Below are 23508 nucleotides of genomic sequence, written 5' to 3'. Positions count from 1 at the left end.
TCATTACCCCCCTGTTTATTATTAACTATATCGCTTAACTACAGCACTAATCGAAAGATCCTGCGTACTCTCGCCAAGAGCGGCAAACTTCCACTCTCCCTGATGGCGATACACTTCGCCCACAATCAGTGCTGTTTTACCAGCATAACTTTCTGTTAAATTATAACGGGTTATCTCTTGCATGTCCGATTTATTCACGACTCTAATAAAAGCATTTTTAATCATGCCAAAGTCTTGTTTACGTTTCTGACAATCATAGATATTGACGACAAATACGATTTTATGAATATTTGCTGGTACCTTTGGTAACTGGATTAAGATTTGCTCATCATCACCATCACCGCCGCCAGTACGATTGTCCCCCAAATGAGTAACACTGCCGCAAGGGCTTTTTAAGTTGTTAAAGAATACAACATTTTCTTTGGTCGTAAATTTTCCATTAGCATCCAGCAATAAAACAGAGGCATCACAATCAAATTCAGCCTTTTTACCGCCAAATAAGCCACTTAGAAAACCGCCGCCACCAGACTGTTCTACTGGGTCCCATCCCAAACCAACAACTAATTCAGAAAGTCCAGCATTGCCTTTGGTCAAATCAATCTTTTGACCCTTTTGTAAACTAATTGCCATAATTGACCCCCTTCATGTCAAAATCCCATTACGTGGTTTTGTCCATTTAAAATTGTAATATAAATATAATATCATGTAGTTTTAAAAACTACAATACTTATTTTGTATTATTTCTAGATGTAGTTGTCACAATTCAACATAATTATCTATTTTTTTCTCCATTTTAAGCTATTTTTCTATTAGTATCTCAATACCTAGTATTTATATTCATATAATATAATTATAATAATTTTGACATCTAGCATTAGAAAATATTATAATACAAATGAGGTGTATAACATGGAAATAACAAAATCAGTTTTAGAAGGTTTTGCAACAAAACTACTTGATAATGAGTTAAAAGTGGAAGATATCCCTTCTATTAAACAATATGCAGACCAAGTAACAGAATTACTAAACAGCAAACTGAACCATCGCCGTAAAGGAGATGAAACCAGCGTTGCAATCACGAAAGCAATGATTAATAATTATACTAAGAATGGCTTACTCAATCCTTCGGACAAAAAGAAATATGACAAGAATCACATTATCCTGTTAAGTCTAATCTACCACCTCAAACAAGTTCTTTCTCTAGATGATGTGAAAACCATCTTTAATCCAATTTTAAGAACCCTAGGCCATCCGGAAGAAAAAACATCCATTATTGCCCTTGATGATATTTACAGAGCATTTTTAGAGTTTCAAAAAGAAGAGTACTTCGATGCTTGTAATGATTATGAGGATCGCTTTAATAGAGTTTGCGAAAAAATCAATAATCCCTTCGAAAACAACGCAAATAAAGATATGGTAGAAAAATTTTTAACGGTATTACTGCTGGTAGCCGAAGCTACTGCCGCCAAACAGCTTGCCGAAGAAATGATCGATACCTATTTTAAAGTGCAAGACTGACGATGTATAAAAATAAAACATTTTGAACCGCGAAGACGCGAAGAATACGAAGAAATATAAAGTATTCATAATATCCTTCGTGTTCTTCGCATTTCTTTGCGACCTTCGCGATTGATTGTTTTTATAACCTTATGCATTTTATTATCAACTTTCTAGACTATTGAGAAGCCCTTGTCAATGATTTTCAGCATCATTGCTAGGGCTTTCTTTTTTCACATAAGTATTTATTTTTAATAAGGAGTCTTTGGTAAGCCTAATCTAAATTTCCCCCGGGTTTCAATCCCTCCCACACCATCAGCACCTGTTACGGATGCAGTGATGGCATCACCAATATCGACCGTTCGATTGATAGGAGTAAATGCAACTTTTTCTGCAATAAACACAGGATCATAAGCATGAATAAAAATCCGAGTCGGAGCACTGGCAAAATTAGCCCCTGCTATTAAAATGGCTTCAAAGTAAGATTGGCAGGCACCAGCAAAAATCACCAGATCATCCTTTGATGGTTCAAAAATTCTAGCCTTCTTGACGGATTCTATAAAATATCTGGAGTTACGATAATTATTAATATCTTTGAAATCCTTTTTGCCACCTCCTAATAACGCATCATGACCAGTTAAAATTAAAATGTCAGGACGATACTCATCCACTAAAGCAATCACATGCTCTGGCTGCTTTGATTCCTCAATACATCGACCAACTGCATCGATATTCATTTGATTATAGGTTTTTAAACACATGGCAAGATACTCTTCGTCTCCGTCCAGATGCAGTACACGACCCGGCAATTCAAAGTATTCATACTTTTTCGCGTGCTCTGCTCGGATGTTATTCACTTTTTCCCTTTCCATACTGCGACGCATCAAGACTCTTTTCAATGTATCATTATGCACACTTTCCATATGCAATATTTCATTACGCAGGTGTTCTGCTCCCACTCGTTCTAAATCACTTAACGGCGCATCTGCTACTAACCGCAAATGCATTCCTTTTAATGTACAATGTGATTGCCCTGTATTATCCTCATAAATATTAGTTACCTTAAAAACAATATCACCGCCATGAGATTTCCGAATTACTAAATCCCCTACTGCTACATTAGCCACCCCTATCCCCCCCTTACTTATTACATACTATGTAGCATAAAAAAAAAGTGCCACACCCAAAAAACCTTCCAATATATTTCAGTAACTTCTGCATTTGGCGGGTAACCAAAAAGACCTTTTCTCAATATACTGTATTACACCTGTGGCCTTTAGGAGCCACATGCACCGCACTCAAAATCTTCGAGGTGATGGCGCATGATCACTGTGGTTGTTCCAGCCAAGAACGAAGCTGGACGTATCGCAACAGTTCTACAAAACTTAAGTACACTCCAAATTGATCACATTATTCTAGTCGCAAACGGTTCCAATGATTCTACCATGCATGAAGTATTACAAATTGGCATCCCAAAATTACAAATTCTTTACTTCCACGAACGTCTAGGTATTGACATCCCTCGGGCTATCGGCGCAAAGGTAGCATTAGCATTAGGCAGCGATGTAGTGGCCTTTGTGGACGGCGACATGGTAGGGACATTTGCAGAAAACCTAACCGAACTCATTGACGGGATCTTAATCAAACATTTAGATTTGGCGCTAACGAATTGCTATCCTGCACCACCACGACATATTGAACGTTATAACCCCACCTTTCAATGGAGGCTCAATCTAAATAAAGAACTTGGTTTAGACAAAAAAATTAATTTAGCAACGCCTTCTCACGGTCCTCATGCTGTTTCACGACGTTTTTTATCCACAATCCCACTTCGCGAATTGGCTATTCCACCTGTAACTATGGCTTTATCCAGAATGAATAAACTAAAAATTGACGTGGCTACTACCATTCCTCATTATCAATTAGGTTCATCCCTAAAAACTCATATCCATTGTGCAAAAATCATTGAAACCATTGTAGGCGATTGTTTAGAGGCTATCAGCGTCTTCCAAAATGCGCCTCGAACTCGTCAGTGGCAAAACAAGACCTATACCGGCTACCATAATGAACGTCGTTTCGATGTATTAGATCATTTTTTAAATCCATAAAAAATTAAGAAGAGCCCCTGCCGCAAAAACAAGCAGGGGCTCTTCAGCTATTATTTTTACTGTATCCATACATTAGCAATCGCAGCAAATTCTTCTAAGGATAACGTCTCACCACGACGCCCACCATCAATACCAGCTTTTTCTAATATTACTTTTAAGGTCTCAGCAGGTACACCTGTCGTTTTAAGAGTATTCGACAAGGTTTTACGACGTTGAGCAAAAGCGGCTTTTACCACGCGGAAAAAAATTCTTTCATTTACCTCTACTGGCGGTTTTTCTCTCACAGTACAGCGAATCACTGCTGAATCAACAGCGGGAGGCGGAATAAAGGAAGCCGGTGGTACAATAAACATAATCTCAGGCTTGGTGTAGTATTGAACTGCCACGGATAAGGAGCCATAATCTTTCGTGCCAGGGACAGCAACCATACGCTGAGCAACTTCTTTCTGCACCATGGTGACTAGAATATCTACAGGCATGTGCGCTTCCAGCAGCCCCATAATAATTGGTGTTGTAATGTAATAGGGTAAGTTTGCTACCACCTTATACCTGGGGGCCGCTACTTCTTTTCCAATATCAATACGCAAGATATCACCATGAACAACTCGAATGTTTTCATAACCTTCCAGTGTCTTTGCCAGTACCTCGATCAATCTTCGATCGATTTCCACAGCCGTGACAGCCGCACCAGCTTCTGCCAATCCTTGGGTTAAAGTGCCGATTCCCGGACCAATCTCCAGCACAGCATCATCCTGGGTAATATTGGCGGCCTTCACGATACTTTGAACCACATGCTCATCAATTAAAAAATTCTGTCCGAGCTTTTTGCTCATCCGGATTCCAAATCGCTTTAAAATATGTAAGGTTACATCTTTATTTGCTATAGTCGGCTGTTTCATATTACTGCCTCCAATGTTATTGTACCGCCTGTTCAAATTCGGCGCGGGTTACGCCATAATGGTTAAGACGCTGTAAAAAGGTTTTAGCATTCGCATAGCCAATGCCAAGTTTGGCACCCACAATTGCCCGTTTGGCCGAGGCATCTTGGGTACCGCTAAGTCCATACTGCATAATATCAGACCACATAAATTCCTCACTTGGCTGCCACTCCAAATACCGCACTTTGGCAAGAGCACCGCGTATCGCTTCACTCGATGCCTGTTCAATGCCAATATCATTTTTGGCAATGGCGTCTTCTTTGGGAACAAAGGCATGCTTGGCTTCAGGAAAACGCTGGCTTAAAAAATTGCGTATCCGCTCACCAGCACTATCCGGATCTGTCAAAATAATAATACCACGCTTCGTATAAGCTTGGGAAATCTTCTCCAGGCTATGAGGTGCCAATGTAAAACCGCCTGTTGCAATACAATCAGCCTCTACTGCCCTTTTCACCGCATGTATGTCATTTTTACCTTCAACAATAATTACTTCTTTAATCATCTTACCTACCACTTTCTCTCTTTCTACTTACTTTGCAATCAAAAGTATCCATATTATAGTATCAAAAAAAGAACAGGGAGTATACCCCCTGTTAGTCAAGAATATAAACTTTTACTGATCTTCTACCAAATCTCCAGGCTTCACTGTCATTTTCCATACACAAATCGATACGATTGCCAACAATTGCACCACCAACATCAGCAGCCGTAGCTAAACCATATCCCTGAACATACACTCTGGTTCCCAAAGGTATAACATCGGGATCAACGGCTACAATACCGCGACGCGCCTTCACACCGGTTGCAGTTATTCCCTCAACAGAACCATCTGTTGGCAGATACGCACTGGCCTCCATTGCCATTACTCGGCTGAATCGCATCGATCCACGTGATGTATCAACCACATCACGAGTACCTACATGAATAACCTGTGGTTTTGGCGGCTCTTTTATTTTTTCACTTAGTTGCTCTGCACTTACTTCCACACCATCAGCATAATGAATACGAGCAACAATCGTTTTAACTCCATCCTGCCCTTCTTCAATGACCCTCTCAACCCCCTTTTCCAAGGTTGAATCCGGCTGCCTCATAACAGTAAATCGCTCTACCACATCACGTTCAACCTCTTTCTGGGTTAGCGTAATGGCTTGAATAAACATATCGGCTTCTATTTTATTTTGCCCCTCTGGCACCAGCTTAGTATTTTCCATGTTCATTCCTAAGCTTTCTGCCAATTCCCCCACTGTAGGCTTCCCTGTGACGATCACCTCAGTTTTTCCCTGATAGGTTACCGTAACAGGTACAGCACGATATACCGAAATGGTACTACCATCCGTTAATTTCTTTGTTGACAGACGATATTCATCTTTCGGATCTAAATGAATTCCAGCCTGTACTAAAACATCTTGAGGTTTGCTATGTAGTGTGCTAATCATTATGGTAGTGCCGTCAACGGCAATGTGTACTTTTTTGTTGGCAAACATGAACCCTGTCGCCACCAATAAAACAGTGAACAGCGCGAGAAATAGGGGTAGCATTTTTTGTCGAAAAAACACTTTTTTCAACTCAATATAAGTCATAAAATACCTCCTTTTCAAACGTTTGAGTATTATACCATGACTTATTCGTATTGTCTAGTTTTTTTCTAGCTTTCCCTATATTATTTACCAAAATATCCTTTTTTATACCTCCTGCGTTACATACTTGTCAATATTTTGAACCCAACGTATTTTCTGACGTCAGCCCCCTTAAATAGAATATAAAACTACAATGTCCTTTCCTTAAAATTTACAAAAAAATAAAGAGAATATCTTTTATTAAAAATACTCTCCCATAGGTTAATATATTCTGTTATTCTTAAGATATTCCAAATAATCTTTTTACATTTTCACTCGTCGCTTTTGCCAAAACATCCAACTCAATACCACGTAAATTAGCAACCTGTTCGGCCACCAATTTTACATAAGCTGGCTCGTTACGCTTGCCTCGGTATGGCTGAGGTGTTAAATACGGGGAATCGGTTTCTACTAATAAATATTCCAATGGAACTTTGGTCACAATTTCCGGAAGCTTTGCTGCATTTTTAAAGGTAACAGGACCGGCTATGGAAACATACAGCCCCATCTTTATGACTTCATTTGCCATCTCCAAACTCCCTGAAAAACAGTGCAGCACACCTTTTAAACCTTTGGCTTCTTTTTTTAAAATCTCCAATACATCACCATGAGCATCTCGGTCGTGAATAATAAAAGGCATATTTGTTTGACGAGCTACATCAAGTTGATGAATAAATACCGAACGTTGTACCTCTCGCGGTGAAAAATCATAATAATAATCCAGACCAATCTCTCCAATGGCAACCACCTTATCAAGAGCAGTCCAACGGACTAATTGTTCATAATCTGTATCTAAAGCATCTTTAGCATCATGAGGATGAATACCGACAGCAGCATAAATACCTTCATATTTTTCTGCCAGGGCAATGGAACGAGCAGAGGACTCCATCGAGGCCCCAACATTAATAATCCCTGTTACACCATTATCGATCGCTCTTTGGATTACTTCTTCACGATCGATATCAAACTTTTCATCATCAATATGTGCATGAGAATCAAATAACATGGTTAACACTCCTCGTACTTGTTATGTTAAGAAAATGGGACGTGAACTATAAAACAATCGAACCACAAAGGCGCAAAGGACACAAAGGGTTATTTATAATTTGGCGCTTTCTTTTCCTTTGTGTGCCGCGTCAGCGGCATTGTGCCTTTGTGGTTCATAACGTTTTCCATCTTGCCACCTGACAACATAAATTTTTATCCTATTACATAAGAAAGCGCCTATAGCAGGCGCTTTCTTATGTAATCTTATTTCACCTTGCTGCCGGCGGGCATTCCGGGAACGGTGACTACTTTTAATTGATCATCACAAGAAGCCGCTAAAACCATGCCACGAGATTCGATACCGCGAATTTTCGCTGGCTTTAAGTTAATAATCATGACTACATTCTGACCTACTAATTCCTCTGGTGTGTAATGCTTGGCAATGCCTGAAACAATAGTGCGCTGCTGGGTGCCCAAGTCCACCGTCAATTTCAAGAGCTTATCAGCCTTTTCCACTTTTTCGGCTGCGAGTACGGTGACGACTCTAAGATCCATTTTTGCAAATTCATCAATGCTAACTTCAGAGATATTTTCATCAGGTACCGCTGCTGACTGCTGCTTCCCTTGGTCTGACGCAGCTTCAACAACCTTATCTTCAATTCGCGGGAAGATCGGTTCAGGTTTCGATACGACAATACCTGGGGATAGTTTTCCCCAACCCTTAACATCCTCTAAGGTAACAGCTTTAAAATCAGTGGTTAACCCCAATTGCCCCCAAATCTTTGGTCCTGTAACCGGCATAAAAGGAGTAATCAAAATTGCTATAATTCGCAGCGTCTCTGCCAAATTGTACAGCACCGTATTTAAGCGGGAGTGCTTCGCCTCATCCTTAGCCAATGCCCAGGGAGCCGTTTCATCAATATATTTATTGGTGCGGCTGATCAATGCCCAAACGACTTTGATTGCTGCATTAATATCCATAACATCCATAAATTTTTCATATTGGATCACAGTACTCTGTACCAATTGTGCCAACTGGTGATCTAGTTCTTCTACATCTCCAGCTGCTTTAATCACACCACTATTAAAACGTCCAATCATGTTTAACGTTCTATGTAATAAGTTTCCTAAGTCATTTGCCAAATCAGCATTAATTCGATTAATAAGAGCTTCTCTGGAGAAATTCCCATCCATTCCTAAATTGATCTCTCTCAGCAGAAAATAACGAATTGCATCTGGACCAAACTCTTCAATTAAGGTAACCGGATCAATTACATTGCCTTTGGATTTGGACATTTTGTCGCCTTCCATGATTAACCACCCATGTCCATATACCTTTGCGGGTATTTCGAGATCCAAAGCCATTAAAATAATCGGCCAGATAATACTATGAAAACGTACAATTTCCTTTCCGACTAAATGTATGTCAGCCGGCCAGAACTTAGCAAATTTCTCCCGATCATCTAGATAACCTGCAGCAGTAATATAATTGGTTAATGCATCAAACCATACATATACGACATGCTTGGTATCAAAGGGTACGGGAATCCCCCAGTCAAAGGTTGTGCGAGAAACACAAAGATCCTCTAAACCCCCCTTAATAAAATTCAGCATCTCATTACGGCGAGATACAGGCTGAATGAAATCGGGATTGTTTTCAATATAGGCAAGCAATCGGTCCTGATATTTAGACATGCGGAAAAAATAACTTTCCTCCTGCACGATTTCTACTGGTCGTCCGCAGTCAGGACACTTCCCCTCTGCAACCTGGCGTTCCATCCAGAAGGTCTCGCAAGGCGTACAATACCAGCCTTCATAAGCAGCTTTGTAAATATCACCTTTATCATAAATTTTTTGGAAAATAGCTTGTACAACATCATGATGACGCTGCTCTGTTGTACGAATAAAATCATCATGAGAAATATTTAATTTCTCCCATAATTGCTGAAAAGAATCAACAATTTTATCAACATAAGCAATCGGTGTCACATTTTGTTCTGCCGCTTTGCGCTGAATTTTTTGACCATGTTCATCTGATCCAGTGAGAAAGAGTACTTCTGATCCTGCCAGTCTTTTATACCTGGCAGCCGCATCAGCAATGGTCGTTGTATAAGCATGACCAATATGTAAGCGATCACTCGGATAATAAATAGGCGTTGTAATATAAAATGGTTTCTTTTCCACGGTTGTAATAAGCCTCCCCATAATGTTAAATTGGTAACAAAAGATGGTCTTTTTATAATTGTACTTTTCATAACTAAAAATGATAAAAATCCATGTCATAATTCGACAAACATAAAAATATCATACTTTTTTATTATTGTCCCTATTTTACCAAGAATATACACTTATGTCGAACTATTCTAGAGACTTTGCACCATTCGTCTTTTTCTGACAATAATTATTGTAATACCGTACAACATATTTACTGATATGGTAAAAATAGGTTGACAACCCCATCAGAATTTGGTATTATTTAGTTGGACATATTTTGTCGAATGTTGTTGAAATGAGAGGAGAATTAATTATAATGAAATCAACTGGTATTGTAAGAAAAGTGGACGAGCTTGGCAGGGTCGTTATTCCAATAGAATTGCGCCGTACACTCTCCATTGAAGAAAAAGACGCTCTAGAAATATATGTAGACAGCGACCGTATCATCTTACGCAAATATGAACCAGCTTGTTCATGTGTTTTCTGTGGCAATGCGGATGAAGTGACTGTCTTTAAAAATAAAAATATCTGCAAAGAATGCCTGGATGCAATGGTAACAAAAGCTGTTTAAGAATTTTAAAGAGGTTATAAATAACCTCTTCTTTTTTTTGCCCAAAATTAGAAAAAACTTTTTTGAACCGCGAAGACGCGAAGAAATGCAAAGTACACGAAGTAAACATACTCTCCCGGCCTATTAACTTCGCCTCTTCGCGCCTTCGCGGTTACGTGTTTTTTCTCCAAAAGAACTTATACAATACTCGCAGCTGTTACTCTATTTCTAATGTTGCCTGATAGACTTCCCTTTTAGGTAGGCCTCTTTGTTGGGCAATGGTTTTAATGGCATCTTTTTTAGCCACACCAGTTTCCATTAGTTCAATGACAGCATCTTCAATAGAAAGCTGTTCCTGTTCATCCGTATCTGCTTCAAGACTTTGATCGGTTTTGCGACCTCCTACAATAAGGGTAAACTCCCCTCTTGGATCATTTTCAGTAAAATGAGTTACTAAACTTTCTATCGTACCACGAATAAACTCTTCGAATTTTTTAGTCAATTCCCTAGCTGCCACCGCAGGGCGATCGCCAAAAGCATTTTTTAGCTCAGCCAATGTCTGTTTTATGCGGTGGGGTGACTCGTAAAAAACCATTGTATAAGGCGAGTTTGCAAAACTAGCCAATAATTCACGCCGTTTTTTTTTATTTTTGGGCAAAAAACCAAGAAAAGAAAATAAGGTTGTATCTAAACCAGAAGATACAAGTGCAGACAATGCTGCATTTGCACCAGGCAGAGGCACTACCCGAATACCTGCTTGTACCGCCAATTCTACTAAGTCAGATCCTGGATCAGAAATTCCCGGTAATCCAGCATCACTCACTACCGCTACATTCTCACCTGTGATTAATCGCTCAATGATTTCCGGTCCTCTCGCCACTTTATTATGTTCATGATAACTGATCAGCCGAGTATGAATCTCAAAATGACTGAGCAGTTTCCTCGTATGACGCGTATCTTCTGCAGCAATCACTTCCACTTCATTTAATATACGCACCGCTCGATACGTCATATCTTCCAAATTCCCAATGGGTGTTGCACACAAATATAAGACACCAGCATTCTCCAGCAATACATCCACTTCCTTTTTATAAGGCATTAACCACATTTTTAAAAACGCTGATGCGTTCTTTGAAACATATAAAGTAAAAAAACCACAGAGGCACAGAGAACACTGAGAAAAGATAGATAAGGTAAAAAAAATTATAAATTGCTCAGTATAGCAAAAAAAATGAAATATTTAAAAGCACGAAGGACACAAAGAGAGATGATAGTAAAAAAGTCTTTGTGTGACCTTTGTGCTTCGTTTTATAATTCCTAAAGCCAATAACTTTATTATCGATATTCTTTGTAATATTTCGCGATTTCATCGCTATAAGTGCCATCAGGCTTATAAACTACAAGAGGCGGCAGGATTGTAAGACCCGGACTTGCCCCTTTAACCCCTTCTACTAATAACATGGTAGGCTTTTTATCGATACTGCTGTATACTAACTGCAATAACTTAGGTTCAATACCAGCTTGGCTCATCGCAGTTAAAATCTCAGCCATACGTTCCGGTAAGTGGACCATTGCGAAGCGCCCACGACGATACTTCAGCAAATACCGTGCAGCGCCCACCACATCTTTTAGGGCAGCTGTAACCTCATGCTTTGCTCTAGCCACATTATCATTCGGACTCATATAACCACCACCCACTGGACGATAGGGAGGATTCGACACTACCAAATCATATCCTTCTGAGGGCAATATATCTTTTATCTTACACAAGTCTCCTTGTATAATCTTTACTTTCTCATCCAACTGATTCAAGAGAACACTGCGTTCTGCCATATCCGCCATAGCCTGGCTTAACTCTAAGCCAGTTACATGAGCCGCACCCCTTGCCGTTAGAAGAAGGGCGATCACACCTGTTCCTGTTCCCAAATCCACGGCCTTAGCACCTGGTCTCACGGTGGCAAAATGCGATAACAGTATTGCATCTAAGGAAAAACAAAATTCTTTTTCATGCTGAATCACTTTCAACTGACCGATCAGCAAATCATCGATACGTTCTTCCGCCCCAATCACCACCGGATTACACATTTATATCCTTTTCCACTACTTCTTCCCATGGAATAATAACAGTATTACCATTTGTCAGCAGAATCGTTGCATTCTTCTTCCCTTGATTTACAAATGTAACTTTTCCTTCTCCATCTACAGTTATGACTTCCCGCCCGACCACTGGTGCAGGAATTTTCTTGCAGCAAGGTGCATAGGAATCATTCTCATATTTTAAGCAGCACATCAATCGCCCGCATATGCCAGAAATTTTGGTTGGATTCAATGAAAGCTTCTGATCCTTAGCCATTCTAATAGACACTGGTTCAAAATCTCCGAGAAACGTTGAGCAGCACAAAGGTCTGCCGCAGCAACCAATTCCCCCCATCATTTTTGCTTCATCCCGAACTCCAATTTGCCTAAGTTCTATCCGAGTACGAAATACAGCTGCCAAATCTTTTACTAGATCCCTAAAATCAATACGTCCTTCTGCCGTGAAATAAAAAATGATTTTATTGACATCAAAGGTATACTCTACATCCACTAACTTCATATTTAAGTTATGAGCCTTGATCTTCTGCTCACAAGTAGAGAAGGCTTCTTTTTGCTTTTCTCTATTCTCTTCCACTTTAGCGCCATCTTCGGCAGTGGCTTTACGCTGTACGGTTTTTAATGGTGCTACAATAGCATCCTCTCCTACCTGACGCGGTCCAATAACAACTTCTCCGTATTCTAACCCTCTGGCAGTTTCAACAATTACAAAATCTCCTGCCACCAGGACAATTTCACCAGGTGCAAAATAATATACCTTGCCAGCTTTTTTAAAACGTACTCCGACTACTGTCTCCACCTTCAAACCTCCCTTGCTAAGTCATATATTCTTATCAATAACGCTTCACTTGTAAGCCTTGTATTTGCATTGGCCAGCAAAGCCCGCCTAGCTGACTCCACTGCCCTAATGGCTGTTACTAGCCGCCTTTCGCTCCACATATCCGCTACTTCACACAAATCTTCTGCAACATCTATATTAAATAACAATTGCTTGCCCTGTCCAGTAACAAGCAATAGTATATCACGCAAGATATAAGTTACATACTTTATAAATTCCAAAATATCATTACGTTCCATTTTCTCCAATACTCCAGCTGAGTGCCAAACCGTTTCCAGTTTGGAATCCATTAGATTTTGGATCATTTCCAGAGCCTGATTACGCAGGGCAAGACCTTCAGGTTCCAAAAGAGCAAGTGCAATTCCCATTCGACCGCCGCTTAAGCGGGCGGCCACTTCCGATGTTTCTGGCAAATAGCCTTTAGCCATTAAATCCTGAGCCAATAGCTCGTCTGCTAAAGGCTGAAAAGCAATCACCATGCATCGAGATATAATCGTAGTCAGCAGCACTTGCTTATTGGCTGCTAATAAAAGAAAGATAATTTCCCCAGGAGGATCTTCTAGAACTTTTAGCAGACTATTGGCAGCTTGAGTCGTCATGAGCTCAGCACCATCAATGATGCAGACGCGTCGCTTTCCACTAAAAGATGCCATTGACAATTCCTGCTGCAGCATTCGAATTTGTTCAATCTTAATATTGGTTCCATCAGGGGCAATGAGGAGAAAATCGGGATGACTGCCATAGGATATTTGCTGACAAGAATGGCAGCGGCCACAAGGGCGCTCTTCTTGATCGCTGCATAATAAAGCTGCCGCAGTGACATTCGCCACCAGGTTTTTCCCAATGCCTCTAGGTCCTGCAAATAAAACAGCATGAGGCATACGTCTGCTGCTCTCCATATGACGCAGCATGGTTACCTGCTCTTTATGCCCAATGATATCGGTCCACTTCATTGTTGCACCTCTATGTATACAGATCGACTAGCATGCCACGAATCGCATCTTGTTTCGCCAGAATATCCAATTGACGTTCTTCTCCCAGGCGTACATCTTCTGTCAGACTATCTAAGGTAGCATCTACCTTTTTGATGATTGTATACACCTTCTGCCTCCCATGGCGATCCCACCCCTGCTGGGATTGCAATGTATACATACGTCCCACAGCTTCACCGACAAATTGCCTTATGACTTCCCGATATTTCTTGAGTTCAGCATAGGTTGGCACTTCCCCTAAACGCTTACCGCGTTTATCTATTTCCGCCAATAATTGATTTAACCTCTCACGAGATTGCCCATCTTGGCTTTTAAGTAGATCAGAAGAAAAATGACTTAAGGATCTTTCCGCCTTGCTCCCCCCATCCCGTTCCACCAGTGAAGGTATTTGGGTAGCTCCTAGATTATTTATTTTCATGTAGGTCACTGCCTTTCAAGCTATAATATACACTAGCTTTACTATAATACTTTCATAAAGAAAAGATCTGCTCTTTGCTGGAGTGCTAACTCTATTTGAGCAAGCACCATTCGGGCTTATGAACTTCATCATTAGACAAACATAGGATTGCATCTAAATTATAATTGTTTTCCAGCAAATAATCAATTTATGCTTTTAACTTGCAAAATTATCTTTGTCATATTTACATGACTCATCTTACTTCAGTGCCAACTATCCATTACTTTTGGCTCAACTTACGAAGCTCGCGAAATAAGAATATGCCAGTTAACAAAGCGGACGAGAAATCTGCTATCGGACTTGCCAGCCAAACCCCCTGTAAGCCCAGCAGCCTTGGTAATAGCAAGACTAAAGGGATTAATAGAAGTAATTGCCGCGACATACTAAGTACAATGGCATAACCAGCCTTACCCACTGCCTGAAAATAATTAGCACCAATAATTTGAAAACCAATGACCGGAAGCATACACAAATTAATCCGCATCGCCTCAGACCCTAATAAAATCAGCTCAGGGTTATCATTGAACAGCATAATAATCTGTTTATCAAAAATCTGAATGACTAAGAAGCCGACTGTCGAAAATAAAGTTGCAGCACCGATTGCTATTTTTAAAGCTTTCTTAACCCGATCATAATTCCCTGCTCCATAATTATAGCCAATGATTGGCTGAAGCCCTTGGCTAATCCCAAAAATAGGCATTAACATGAGCATGCCCATTCGATTGATAATTCCAATGGAAGCGACTGCCAATTCTCCACTATACCGTAATAACGTATAATTGAACAAAACCGTGGTCAAACTTGAAGCAATCTGCATTAAAAAAGGCGACATTCCAATCTCGAAAATACTGCGAACAATCTTTTTATCTAAGGAGAAATTCTTTTTTCGCAGCCTTAATACACTTTTGCCCCGCAAAAAATAGACTAACACCCATATGGCTGATACTCCTTGGGATATCACAGTTGCTAAGGCCGAGCCACCAATTCCTAAATGGAACGTAAATATGAATAAAGGATTTAACACAATATTTAATCCTGCAGAGATGAGTGTAGTGGACATGGCCATTTGAGGATTTCCCTCAGCACGTACTATATTATTCAAACCAAAACCAATATACATAAATGGACTGCCAAGGACAATAATTCTTGTAAACTCTCTGGCATAAGGCAGCACATCCTGCTCTGCGCCTAACATTATTAAGATCGGATCTAGAAACAGCAAGACCGATCCCGTAAAAGCTGCCGATAATAGCATGGAAAGAGTAAAGGCGTTCCCTAATATTTTTTCCGCTTGCTCCTGCTGCTTCTCTCCCATTCTCAAAGAAACAACTGCAGCGGCCCCTACTCCTACCAACATCCCAAAACCCATTAATACAATCATAATTGGAAAGGCTATCGTAACTGCCGTAAGACCAATTTCACCTACGCCACGCCCTACAAATATACTATCGATAACATTATAAAAAGCATTAACTACCATCCCGATAATTGCTGGCAGCGAAAATCTCCACAATAGAGTTGATATCTTTTCTTCCCCGAGAGAATGTGAGCGATCCATGGTACCTCCAGCTTCTGTCATTCATCCTTTTTATTATAACACTAGCTTTCCCTATTATAAAATAATGGTCTCCATTTTTAAAAATTTCTACCTTTTTTAACCGCAGAGATGCAGAGAGCACAAAGAAAAAATAGATAAGAAAGCATACTTTCTATTCTTCGTAAAAAAGGTAGAAACTATATAATTTAATAGTTTCTACCTTTTATATTAACCATCCGTTACCTGAATTAGTCGCTTTTTTTACTTTGGCGACAAATTTCTAATATTTGAGCACAAGCTTCGTCCAGCTGCCCATCATAATTTCTCACAATATAATCACAGTTAGCAGCGCATTTTGAATCCAGCACTACCTGCTCCATAATTTTTTTGCGTTTTTCACTATCTATCTCAATTGGCAAGCGTTTTTCCAGCTGGTACATTGGACAATCAATAAATATGGTAACTGCAAATGGAATGCGATGTTTAATTTGCTGAGCTCCATTCCAGTCGAGAGTCACTACACAATCCTTGGTTTCTGCAATTTCTACTTCTTCCCGACTCAGTCCAAAAAAGCTATTTTTATACAGTACACTTTCTACTAAATCCACTTTTTTAAATTCTTCTTTTTTGACGAAATAATAGGCATCTTCAGACTCTCCGGGTTTCCTCAGACGAGTAGTGTGGGACCTCAGCCTATGTATTCCACTCTGTCCTATTTTCTTTTCAATTGTGCTTTTTCCCGATCCAGTCGGACCAAGCAGAACAATCAGCATACTCATTCCCCCCATGCAAATTCCATTATTATCTAAATGTATCGTATAGTATTACATTGTACATATATTATCGATAATCCTGCTTGTTTTCATTAATAAACGCAATTTTTAGAAAATTAACTATTAAAAAATAAAGCATTTTGAACCGCGAAGACGCGAAGCAACGAAGGCTGGGTCAAACACGAACTATCCACAATACGTCCTTCGCGTTCTTTGCATTTCTCCGCGTCTTCGCGGTTCATTACTTTTTATAGCAGTACACGTTCTCTGCGTAAGCCCTGTTTTCAATAAGCTGAAACTTTACTTGTTCCTTGCCAGTATATTTTGTACCGATTGGTAGACGTCTTCATGAATCTCGTCCACTGTCTTTAATTGTGTATGATGAATGCAGGAAATCTTATGCCAATGATACTTATCGGCGATAGCACAATAGTTACTATAGCAGTCCTCTAAATACTGCTCATCTCGCTCATGGATATCAGGAGTTTGCTCCCCGTTATTTTTAGCACGCTCTTCTCTAAGAATTTTGCTGTACATTGGCGGCATATCGAGAAAAATCACACCATCTGGAATCGGTAAACCGAATTTCACAAATTCTAAGTCCCAGAGCCAATCTAAAAAAGCATCCTTTTCTTCCTGTACATGAATTTTTACAGCTTGATGCACCATATTGGACGTAGTATAACGATCGGCAATGATAATGCCGCCCTGTTTATAAAAATCACCCCAATCCTGCTTGTAGGATGCATAGCGGTCTACTGCATAGAAACTGGAAGCAGCATAAGGGTTTACCGAATCAGGACGATTGCCAAAATCACCATTGAGATACATTTTTATTAGTGCTGAAGAACTACTTTTATAGTCCGGAAAGCTCACTTTGCGTACTGTTCTTTTTTCTTCTTTCAAACGATGATATAGTTTTTCTGTCTGCGTTGCTTTGCCGCTGCCATCTCCGGCTTCAATAATAATTAATTTACCATTCATTTAATCCACCACTTTAATTGTTTTTAATGTATAGTCTTCTGGTCCAGACACATGCATGCCACTTTGCTGAAGCAGTTGACAATAATCGATAATTTCCTGGGTTATCCTCTCTCCCGGGCATACCACAGGGATACCGGGAGGATAAAAGGTGACAATTTCAGCACAAATCATTCCTGCAGAATGAGCAAAAGGTACCATGCAGGTGTTGCCGAATAAAGCTTCACGAGGAGATAAAATACCTTGAGGCGCTACTGGATATGGTGCATGAATGCAGCGTTCTAATAAGGAAAAGTCATAAGCCTTTGCATATTTTTCTGCCATGTCCCGAAGAGCTGCCACCAACAGATGTACTTCTTCTTCCCGATCCCCTAAGGTAATTAAAAAAAGAAGATTATATAAATCCGAAAGCTCAACTTGTATTTTATACTGATGACGTAAAATCCGCTCTGCCTCAGGACCTGTTAATCCCAGTCCTTTAACTGTAACAGTAACCTTCGTTGGATCTAAATCATATATTCCGGGATTCCCCTTTTTCTCCGAACCAAAACAGTATAAACCAGGTATTTTATTAATTTCCTGCCTTGTCCAATTGGCTAAGGCAATGGATCGTTCAATGAGCTTCGTACCTTCTAAAGCCATTTGCATACGAGCTACATCTAAGGATACCAACATAATATAGTTAGGGCTGGTAGACTGAGTCAACTGCAGCATTGCTTTCAGATGAGGAACACGAATACGTCCCTCCCGGCAATGAACTAAGGAGCATTGAGTCAATGCACCAATAATCTTATGAGTACTCTGGGCACAAATATCAGCCCCGGCATCCAAAGCTTGTATCGGCAGACGATTGCTAAAACGCAGGTGAGGACCATGAGCTTCATCTACCAGCACCACCATGTTATGTTCATGAACAAGATTTACAATCTTTTTTAAATCTACAGCAACCCCATAATAATTAGGGTTAATAATGAGTACTCCTTTAGCATCCGGATGCTGGCGCACTGTATTCTCTACCGTTTCTGGCGTAACTCCCATAGCCAGCCCTAAGTCATTATCAACTTCTGGCTGCATGAAGATTGGAATCGCCCCACTTAAGATAATCCCGCCAATAATAGAGCGGTGAGCATTACGGGGCACGATAATTTTTTCTCCTGGACCGGCAACAGCTAATATCATTGCATAAATTCCGCCCGTTGTACCATTGATAACAAAAAAACTATGATCCGCACCATAAAGCTGTGCAGCCAGCTCCTGAGCATCCTTTATGCAGCCATAGGGTTCGTGAAAATCATCTAATTCTTCCATTAAAGCCAAATCCAAGGCCAGGGTACCTCTGCCTATTATTCTTTCTAATGTATGATGCATTCCTTTACCTTGCTTATGCCCTGGAGTATGAAAAGGAATCACTTCCTCTTGTACATAATGCTGCATTGCAGCCAGTAAAGGGGTGTCTGCTTGCCTCAAACGCAACCCTATCGCCTCCTTTTATAATAGGTAAAACCTGCCGCTGCTCTTTACCTATTATGCCCTATTTAAAGGGAATCATAATACAAATACTACTATGTGGTTTAACCGATCCTATGAAGCATTTTATCTTGATACATTTTTTTATCAGCCTCTTTAAACAGCTCTTTGCGATTTACATCTGGTCCAGTATGCAGAGCCCAGCCTATGGATAAGCGTACAATGGTGCCATTTAAGTTTTTCCGGCAGCGCTGTACTTTCTCGTTAATTTGATGACATACGTCTTGCATAACTTCTTGGTCCGCACCAGGCAGCAATACTACGAATTCATCACCGCCAATCCGAGCAACCGTATCGCCTGGGCGGCAAGCCTGTTTTAGCGCCGTTGCTGCGGCGACAATCAATGCATCTCCAAAAGCGTGTCCTAATGTATCATTCACAACTTTTAATTCATCAACATCACACACAATAATCCCGACAGATGGGTATGATCCACTCGAAATTCTTTGAAATTCTTCTTCAAAATAGGTACGGTTGTAAAGGCCAGTCAGGGAATCATGCATACTTACATATCTGAGCTTTTCCTCTACCAACTTACGTTCACCAATTTCTTCCTGAGCAAGTTTATATAAAATTGCATTATCATAAGCAATAGAAGCCAGACCAATAAAACGCTCTAATAAGAACTTTTGTTCCTGAGTACATCCCCAGGCAGAATCATCAAAATAAATATAAACGACACCAACCACTTTTTTGTCAGAGAACAAAGGCATTCCAATAAATACTCCATAGTGTACCATACCATGACTATTGATGCGCTTTGCCCAATTTTGATAATCATTCACTATCACGGTCTCACCCGTGCGAAATACTTCCCCAATAATTCCTTCGTCTTTGTTCTGAACTGTACCGATGCTATTTTCATCAAGCCCGATAGCAAATTTCAGTTCGACTTGGGAATTATTTTCTTTTAAAAGAAACAGGCTGCCACTGGCATTAGGAAATAAACTTACCGCATGGGTCACAATCATGGCCAATACATCATCCAAATCTAAACGATTCAACAACTGCAGCGATACTTCGTTTAAAGCCAATAAATATTGATTTTGCAAACTAATTTGCACATCCATTGCCTTGCGATCTGTAATATCAATCATGATGCCAAGAATCGAATTGACTTCATGATCTTCATCATATACAACCGCCGCAGACAATCTGGCCCAAAAGACAGTCCGGTCTTTACGAATGCAACGTCTTTCCACATGATATTCCAGCTTTTCTTTATTGACCATTTTCCGCAGTCCTTCTGCACTTCTTGGCCAATCTTCAGGGTGCGTTACCTGTTTTAAACCAATTGTATGTAATTCGTCCAAAGAATAGCCGAGCATATCCACTAACCTCTGATTCCCATAAATGCAATTACCATGTTCATCAAGAATCCCAATACCGACTACCGCATTATTTAAAATGCCCTGCAGCTTTTCTTCACTTTTGCCCAAGGCAATTTCCGCCTGCCTTGCTTGCAGAATTCTTTTAATGCGATATTTCAAAACATTCCAATACACAGGCTTAGTTAAATACTCACCAGCACCTGCTGCAAAGGCTCGTTCCACCGCCTCTTCATTGTCGTAGGCAGTAATGAGGATAATCGGAGTCTTACTTCTTCTTTTCTGCTCCTGCAAATACTCACACACAGCATAGCCATCCATTTCCGGCATGATACCATCCAAAATGACTAAGTCAGGATTCACCTCATCAAACATCACAATTGCCTCTTTGCCATTCACGGCTTCATAAACCTGATAGCCCCAAGACGCAAGGTTATTGCGCAGCATGCGGCGTTCTAATTTGCTATCCTCGGCAATAAGAATTTTAAATTGTTGATTCATTGCATCCATCCCTTGTGATAATATACTCCTCTATGGATATCTTTATTGACTCCCCGCTCTTATCATGCAATAACTCAGTATACACAGCTTTTAATTGCTATAATATAACAAATCTCTATATAAATCCACTATAATCCTTCAACAATAGGGATAAATTAATCTCTTTGAAAATTCTTTAAAAAATAAAATCCAAATGCCCATTTTCCCTCAGCATCAAATCTTCTATATTGCTAAAATAATAGAGATATACCCAAGAAAATTCCATTTCTTTGTTCGGAAGATTCAGGTATATCCTCTATTATTTAAATACTACTTTAATAATGACTTTTGTGCCTACCCCAATTTCGGACTTTATTGTCAGCTCACCATTCAGCAGATGAATTCGCTCCCGCATCCCCAGTAAACCAAAACTTTCGCTGCCAAAATTATCTGCTGTATTAAAACCCTTACCATCATCAGCAATGGTAGCTAAGAAAGTATCCCTGCGAAATTCCATAGCAATGGAGATCGTCTGAGCCTGGGCATGTTTCTCAATATTTGTAATTGCTTCTTGAAAAATTCTAAAGACACCAATTTCCACATAAGAATCTAAGCGCCGTTCTTCACCTAATATCCTAATATCATAAATCATACCGCTGCGCTCTTTTACCGTATCTAAAAACCGTTTCACTGTAGGTACTAATCCCAAATCATCTAATGTCATTGGACGTAAATCAAAAATAATTTTTCTCGTTTCTTTTAGGCAAAGACGTACTTGTGCACGAAGATCTGCCAGTTCTTTTTTTGCACGCAGCACATCAATATCAATCAATCGCTCACAAACTTCCGCCCGAAACACAATATTTGCCATAGCTTGAGCTGGTCCATCATGAATTTCCCGCGACACTCTGCGGCGTTCTTCTTCCTGGGCTTTGATAATTTTGGCACCAAACACTTGACTCTGCTGCAAGGATTCAATTTTTACTACTACATTTCCCATTTCATCGCCTAAATACCCTAAAACTGCTCCTACCTGGGTTGTTAAACCTTCTGCCTTAGACACCGTATCTTTTAAAGAGCGTAAACGAAGCTCTAAATCATCACGCTGCTGACGTAAGCTTTGTTCCTGTGCGCGAGCTACCGCTAATTCAACTTGTAAGTTTCTCGCATCATCATATACTGCTTTAATATCATCTTCTGAATATATGCTGAAATTACGGCTGACTTCCATTAACTTGATCCTGGAACGCCGCTCTTTTTTTTCTAAATCATCCACTGTAAAGATGATAGCAACTGTCTCCTGCTTTGTACGTTCTACATCCTTTTTTATATTTTCAACTTCATTACGAGCCGCCTCATAAATATCAAAAATTTGTGTCTTTCCTTGCTCTACGGCATCGATTGTGGTTTTGACAATCCTATCAAGGTCACTAATATCAATATTTTTCATACAACCCACCTTAACAATTCCTAAAAATAGTATGGATTAATCTACTTCGCCAATACAGATTTTTTCACCTGCAAAAATCCTTGCCTAATAATTAAATTGATTTTGTGATAAAATAATGAACCGCAGAGGCGCAGAGGACACTGAGAAAAGATAATTAGGGTTAAAACCTCTGCGCCCTCTGTGTTCAACGTTCCCCTAAACTTATAAATTCTGATTCCACCAAAAAAACTTGGCTTTCGCCAAGTTTTGTATAAAATAGTCTAATGTATTGCGCGTTTTTTTACTTTTCCACCCATTACATCATGAACCTCATTAATCGTTACAAAAGCATTTTCATCAATCTCTTGAATAATGATTTTCAGTTTGGCAATCTCCAGACGAGTAATAACAGAGTAAAGCACTTGCTTAGACTCACCCGTATAGGCACCCTGACCATGTAAAATAGTGACTCCACGCCCCAGCCGCGCCATCAGCACTTCGGCTATTTCATGAGGATGGTCACTAACAATCATGACACCCTTTGACTCATCCAAGCCCTCGATCGTAATATCTATTAATTTATAAGCAACAAAATAGGCAATTAAAGAATACATAGCTTTATCCCAGCTAAATACTAGTCCTGCGCTTCCAATAATGAATATATTGAAGAACATAATAATTTCGCCTACAGAAAAACCTGTACGTTTATCTAATATAATGGCAACAATTTCAGTGCCATCTAAAGAACCGCCATAGCGAATAATGAGTCCTACACCAATTCCAAGGATAATTCCCCCAAAGATGGCTGCTAAAAACACATCATTTGTAAAGCCTGGAATAGGCAGCAAAACACTTACCCAGATCGACAGAGAAGTCAAGGCAAACAAGGTTGATATCGCAAAGTTTTTTCCAATCTGCATGTACCCTAAATAGATGAATGGAAAATTCAATACGAAGATAAATAACCCTAGCGGCCATCCAGTTAAATGACTTGCCATGATAGAGATACCAATTACTCCACCATCAATAATCTGATTGGGAACCAAAAAAACCTCTAACCCTACCGCTGCTAAAATGGAACCAATAAACATGAAAACATACCTTCGGATATACTCTTTCGTTGAAATTTTCTTTCCCGGCATATAATTCCTCCCTTTTTTAC

At 39.9% G+C, this 23508-nt stretch carries 22 protein-coding genes; 3 read left to right on the top strand and 19 right to left on the bottom strand.

The window, feature by feature from the left end; translation table 11 throughout:
• Nucleotides 1–21 precede the first annotated feature (21 nt).
• The gene (locus tag FR7_RS03185) at nucleotides 22–630 is read right to left on the bottom strand and encodes a TerD family protein (RefSeq protein ID WP_007938754.1); all 609 of its coding nucleotides are present in this window, start codon (nucleotides 628–630) and stop codon (nucleotides 22–24) included.
• Between the two features lie 279 nt (nucleotides 631–909).
• Between FR7_RS03185 and FR7_RS03180 the strand changes: the two genes are divergently transcribed.
• Entirely contained in the window at nucleotides 910–1518 is a 609-nt protein-coding gene (locus tag FR7_RS03180) for a DUF1836 domain-containing protein (RefSeq protein WP_007938753.1), read from the top strand.
• A 230-nt stretch (nucleotides 1519–1748) separates the two neighbouring features.
• Here the strand turns inward: FR7_RS03180 and yabG are convergent, their stop codons facing one another.
• Entirely contained in the window at nucleotides 1749–2624 is an 876-nt protein-coding gene (gene yabG / locus FR7_RS03175) for a sporulation peptidase YabG (RefSeq protein ID WP_007951993.1), read from the bottom strand.
• 195 nt (nucleotides 2625–2819) lie between these two features.
• On the opposite strand from yabG, the gene FR7_RS03170 reads away from it, so the two are divergent.
• The gene (locus tag FR7_RS03170) at nucleotides 2820–3605 is read left to right on the top strand and encodes a glycosyltransferase family 2 protein (RefSeq protein WP_007938751.1); all 786 of its coding nucleotides are present in this window, start codon (nucleotides 2820–2822) and stop codon (nucleotides 3603–3605) included.
• Nucleotides 3606–3661: 56 nt separating this feature from the next.
• Here FR7_RS03170 and rsmA read toward each other — a convergent pair whose 3' ends face one another.
• The 5 genes from rsmA to metG all read right to left on the bottom strand — a co-directional run bounded on the left by rsmA (nucleotide 3662) and on the right by metG (nucleotide 9330).
• Nucleotides 3662–4504, bottom strand: coding sequence for a 16S rRNA (adenine(1518)-N(6)/adenine(1519)-N(6))-dimethyltransferase RsmA (gene rsmA, locus FR7_RS03165; RefSeq protein ID WP_007938743.1), 843 nt, complete (start codon nucleotides 4502–4504; stop codon nucleotides 3662–3664).
• Between the two features lie 16 nt (nucleotides 4505–4520).
• The gene (rnmV, locus tag FR7_RS03160; protein ID WP_017531244.1) at nucleotides 4521–5045 is read right to left on the bottom strand and encodes a ribonuclease M5; all 525 of its coding nucleotides are present in this window, start codon (nucleotides 5043–5045) and stop codon (nucleotides 4521–4523) included.
• 91 nt (nucleotides 5046–5136) lie between these two features.
• A complete protein-coding gene (locus FR7_RS03155; protein ID WP_007938732.1) occupies nucleotides 5137–6123 on the bottom strand; it encodes a 3D domain-containing protein in 987 nt (328 codons plus the stop codon).
• 277 nt (nucleotides 6124–6400) lie between these two features.
• On the bottom strand, nucleotides 6401–7165 hold the full coding sequence (locus tag FR7_RS03150; protein ID WP_007938730.1) for a TatD family hydrolase: 765 nt from the start codon (nucleotides 7163–7165) through the stop codon (nucleotides 6401–6403).
• A 245-nt stretch (nucleotides 7166–7410) separates the two neighbouring features.
• Nucleotides 7411–9330 carry a methionine--tRNA ligase gene (gene metG, locus FR7_RS03145; RefSeq protein ID WP_007951989.1) on the bottom strand — a complete coding sequence of 640 codons (1920 nt, stop codon included), beginning with the start codon at nucleotides 9328–9330 and terminating at the stop codon, nucleotides 7411–7413.
• A gap of 346 nt (nucleotides 9331–9676) precedes the next feature.
• Between metG and FR7_RS03140 the strand changes: the two genes are divergently transcribed.
• Nucleotides 9677–9931 (top strand): AbrB/MazE/SpoVT family DNA-binding domain-containing protein, encoded by a 255-nt coding sequence (locus tag FR7_RS03140; RefSeq protein WP_007938727.1) that lies wholly within the window; start codon nucleotides 9677–9679, stop codon nucleotides 9929–9931.
• A gap of 196 nt (nucleotides 9932–10127) precedes the next feature.
• Here FR7_RS03140 and rsmI read toward each other — a convergent pair whose 3' ends face one another.
• The 12 genes from rsmI to FR7_RS03080 all read right to left on the bottom strand — a co-directional run bounded on the left by rsmI (nucleotide 10128) and on the right by FR7_RS03080 (nucleotide 23488).
• On the bottom strand, nucleotides 10128–11018 hold the full coding sequence (gene rsmI, locus FR7_RS03135) for a 16S rRNA (cytidine(1402)-2'-O)-methyltransferase (protein ID WP_007938725.1): 891 nt from the start codon (nucleotides 11016–11018) through the stop codon (nucleotides 10128–10130).
• Between the two features lie 227 nt (nucleotides 11019–11245).
• Nucleotides 11246–11995, bottom strand: coding sequence for a tRNA1(Val) (adenine(37)-N6)-methyltransferase (locus FR7_RS03130; protein ID WP_007938723.1), 750 nt, complete (start codon nucleotides 11993–11995; stop codon nucleotides 11246–11248).
• Entirely contained in the window at nucleotides 11988–12803 is an 816-nt protein-coding gene (locus tag FR7_RS03125) for a PSP1 domain-containing protein (RefSeq protein WP_007938721.1), read from the bottom strand. Before FR7_RS03125 ends, FR7_RS03130 begins: the two co-directional genes overlap by 8 nt.
• A gap of 2 nt (nucleotides 12804–12805) precedes the next feature.
• On the bottom strand, nucleotides 12806–13795 hold the full coding sequence (gene holB, locus FR7_RS03120; protein ID WP_007938719.1) for a DNA polymerase III subunit delta': 990 nt from the start codon (nucleotides 13793–13795) through the stop codon (nucleotides 12806–12808).
• 10 nt (nucleotides 13796–13805) lie between these two features.
• Nucleotides 13806–14252: a YaaR family protein gene (locus tag FR7_RS03115; RefSeq protein WP_007938717.1), complete on the bottom strand. Its 447-nt coding sequence runs from the start codon at nucleotides 14250–14252 to the stop codon at nucleotides 13806–13808.
• A gap of 259 nt (nucleotides 14253–14511) precedes the next feature.
• Nucleotides 14512–15870 carry an MATE family efflux transporter gene (locus FR7_RS03110; protein WP_237769489.1) on the bottom strand — a complete coding sequence of 453 codons (1359 nt, stop codon included), beginning with the start codon at nucleotides 15868–15870 and terminating at the stop codon, nucleotides 14512–14514.
• Nucleotides 15871–16076: 206 nt separating this feature from the next.
• The gene (locus FR7_RS03105) at nucleotides 16077–16601 is read right to left on the bottom strand and encodes a guanylate kinase (protein ID WP_007938714.1); all 525 of its coding nucleotides are present in this window, start codon (nucleotides 16599–16601) and stop codon (nucleotides 16077–16079) included.
• A gap of 300 nt (nucleotides 16602–16901) precedes the next feature.
• Nucleotides 16902–17585 (bottom strand): dTMP kinase, encoded by a 684-nt coding sequence (locus FR7_RS03100; RefSeq protein ID WP_007951981.1) that lies wholly within the window; start codon nucleotides 17583–17585, stop codon nucleotides 16902–16904.
• Nucleotides 17586–19055, bottom strand: a complete 1470-nt coding sequence (locus FR7_RS03095; RefSeq protein ID WP_007938710.1) for an aminotransferase class I/II-fold pyridoxal phosphate-dependent enzyme — start codon at nucleotides 19053–19055, stop codon at nucleotides 17586–17588.
• Between the two features lie 98 nt (nucleotides 19056–19153).
• On the bottom strand, nucleotides 19154–20938 hold the full coding sequence (locus tag FR7_RS03090; protein WP_007938708.1) for a diguanylate cyclase domain-containing protein: 1785 nt from the start codon (nucleotides 20936–20938) through the stop codon (nucleotides 19154–19156).
• A gap of 298 nt (nucleotides 20939–21236) precedes the next feature.
• The gene (locus tag FR7_RS03085; protein WP_007938707.1) at nucleotides 21237–22367 is read right to left on the bottom strand and encodes a sensor histidine kinase; all 1131 of its coding nucleotides are present in this window, start codon (nucleotides 22365–22367) and stop codon (nucleotides 21237–21239) included.
• 260 nt (nucleotides 22368–22627) lie between these two features.
• Nucleotides 22628–23488: a YitT family protein gene (locus FR7_RS03080; protein WP_007938705.1), complete on the bottom strand. Its 861-nt coding sequence runs from the start codon at nucleotides 23486–23488 to the stop codon at nucleotides 22628–22630.
• Nucleotides 23489–23508: the final 20 nt, after the last annotated feature.

Source organism: Pelosinus fermentans DSM 17108 (assembly GCF_000271485.2).
Classification (GTDB): Bacteria; Bacillota; Negativicutes; order DSM-13327; family DSM-13327; genus Pelosinus; species Pelosinus fermentans.
Note: the sequence above shows the minus strand (reverse complement) of the source record. Positions and strands in the feature narration are given on the sequence as shown.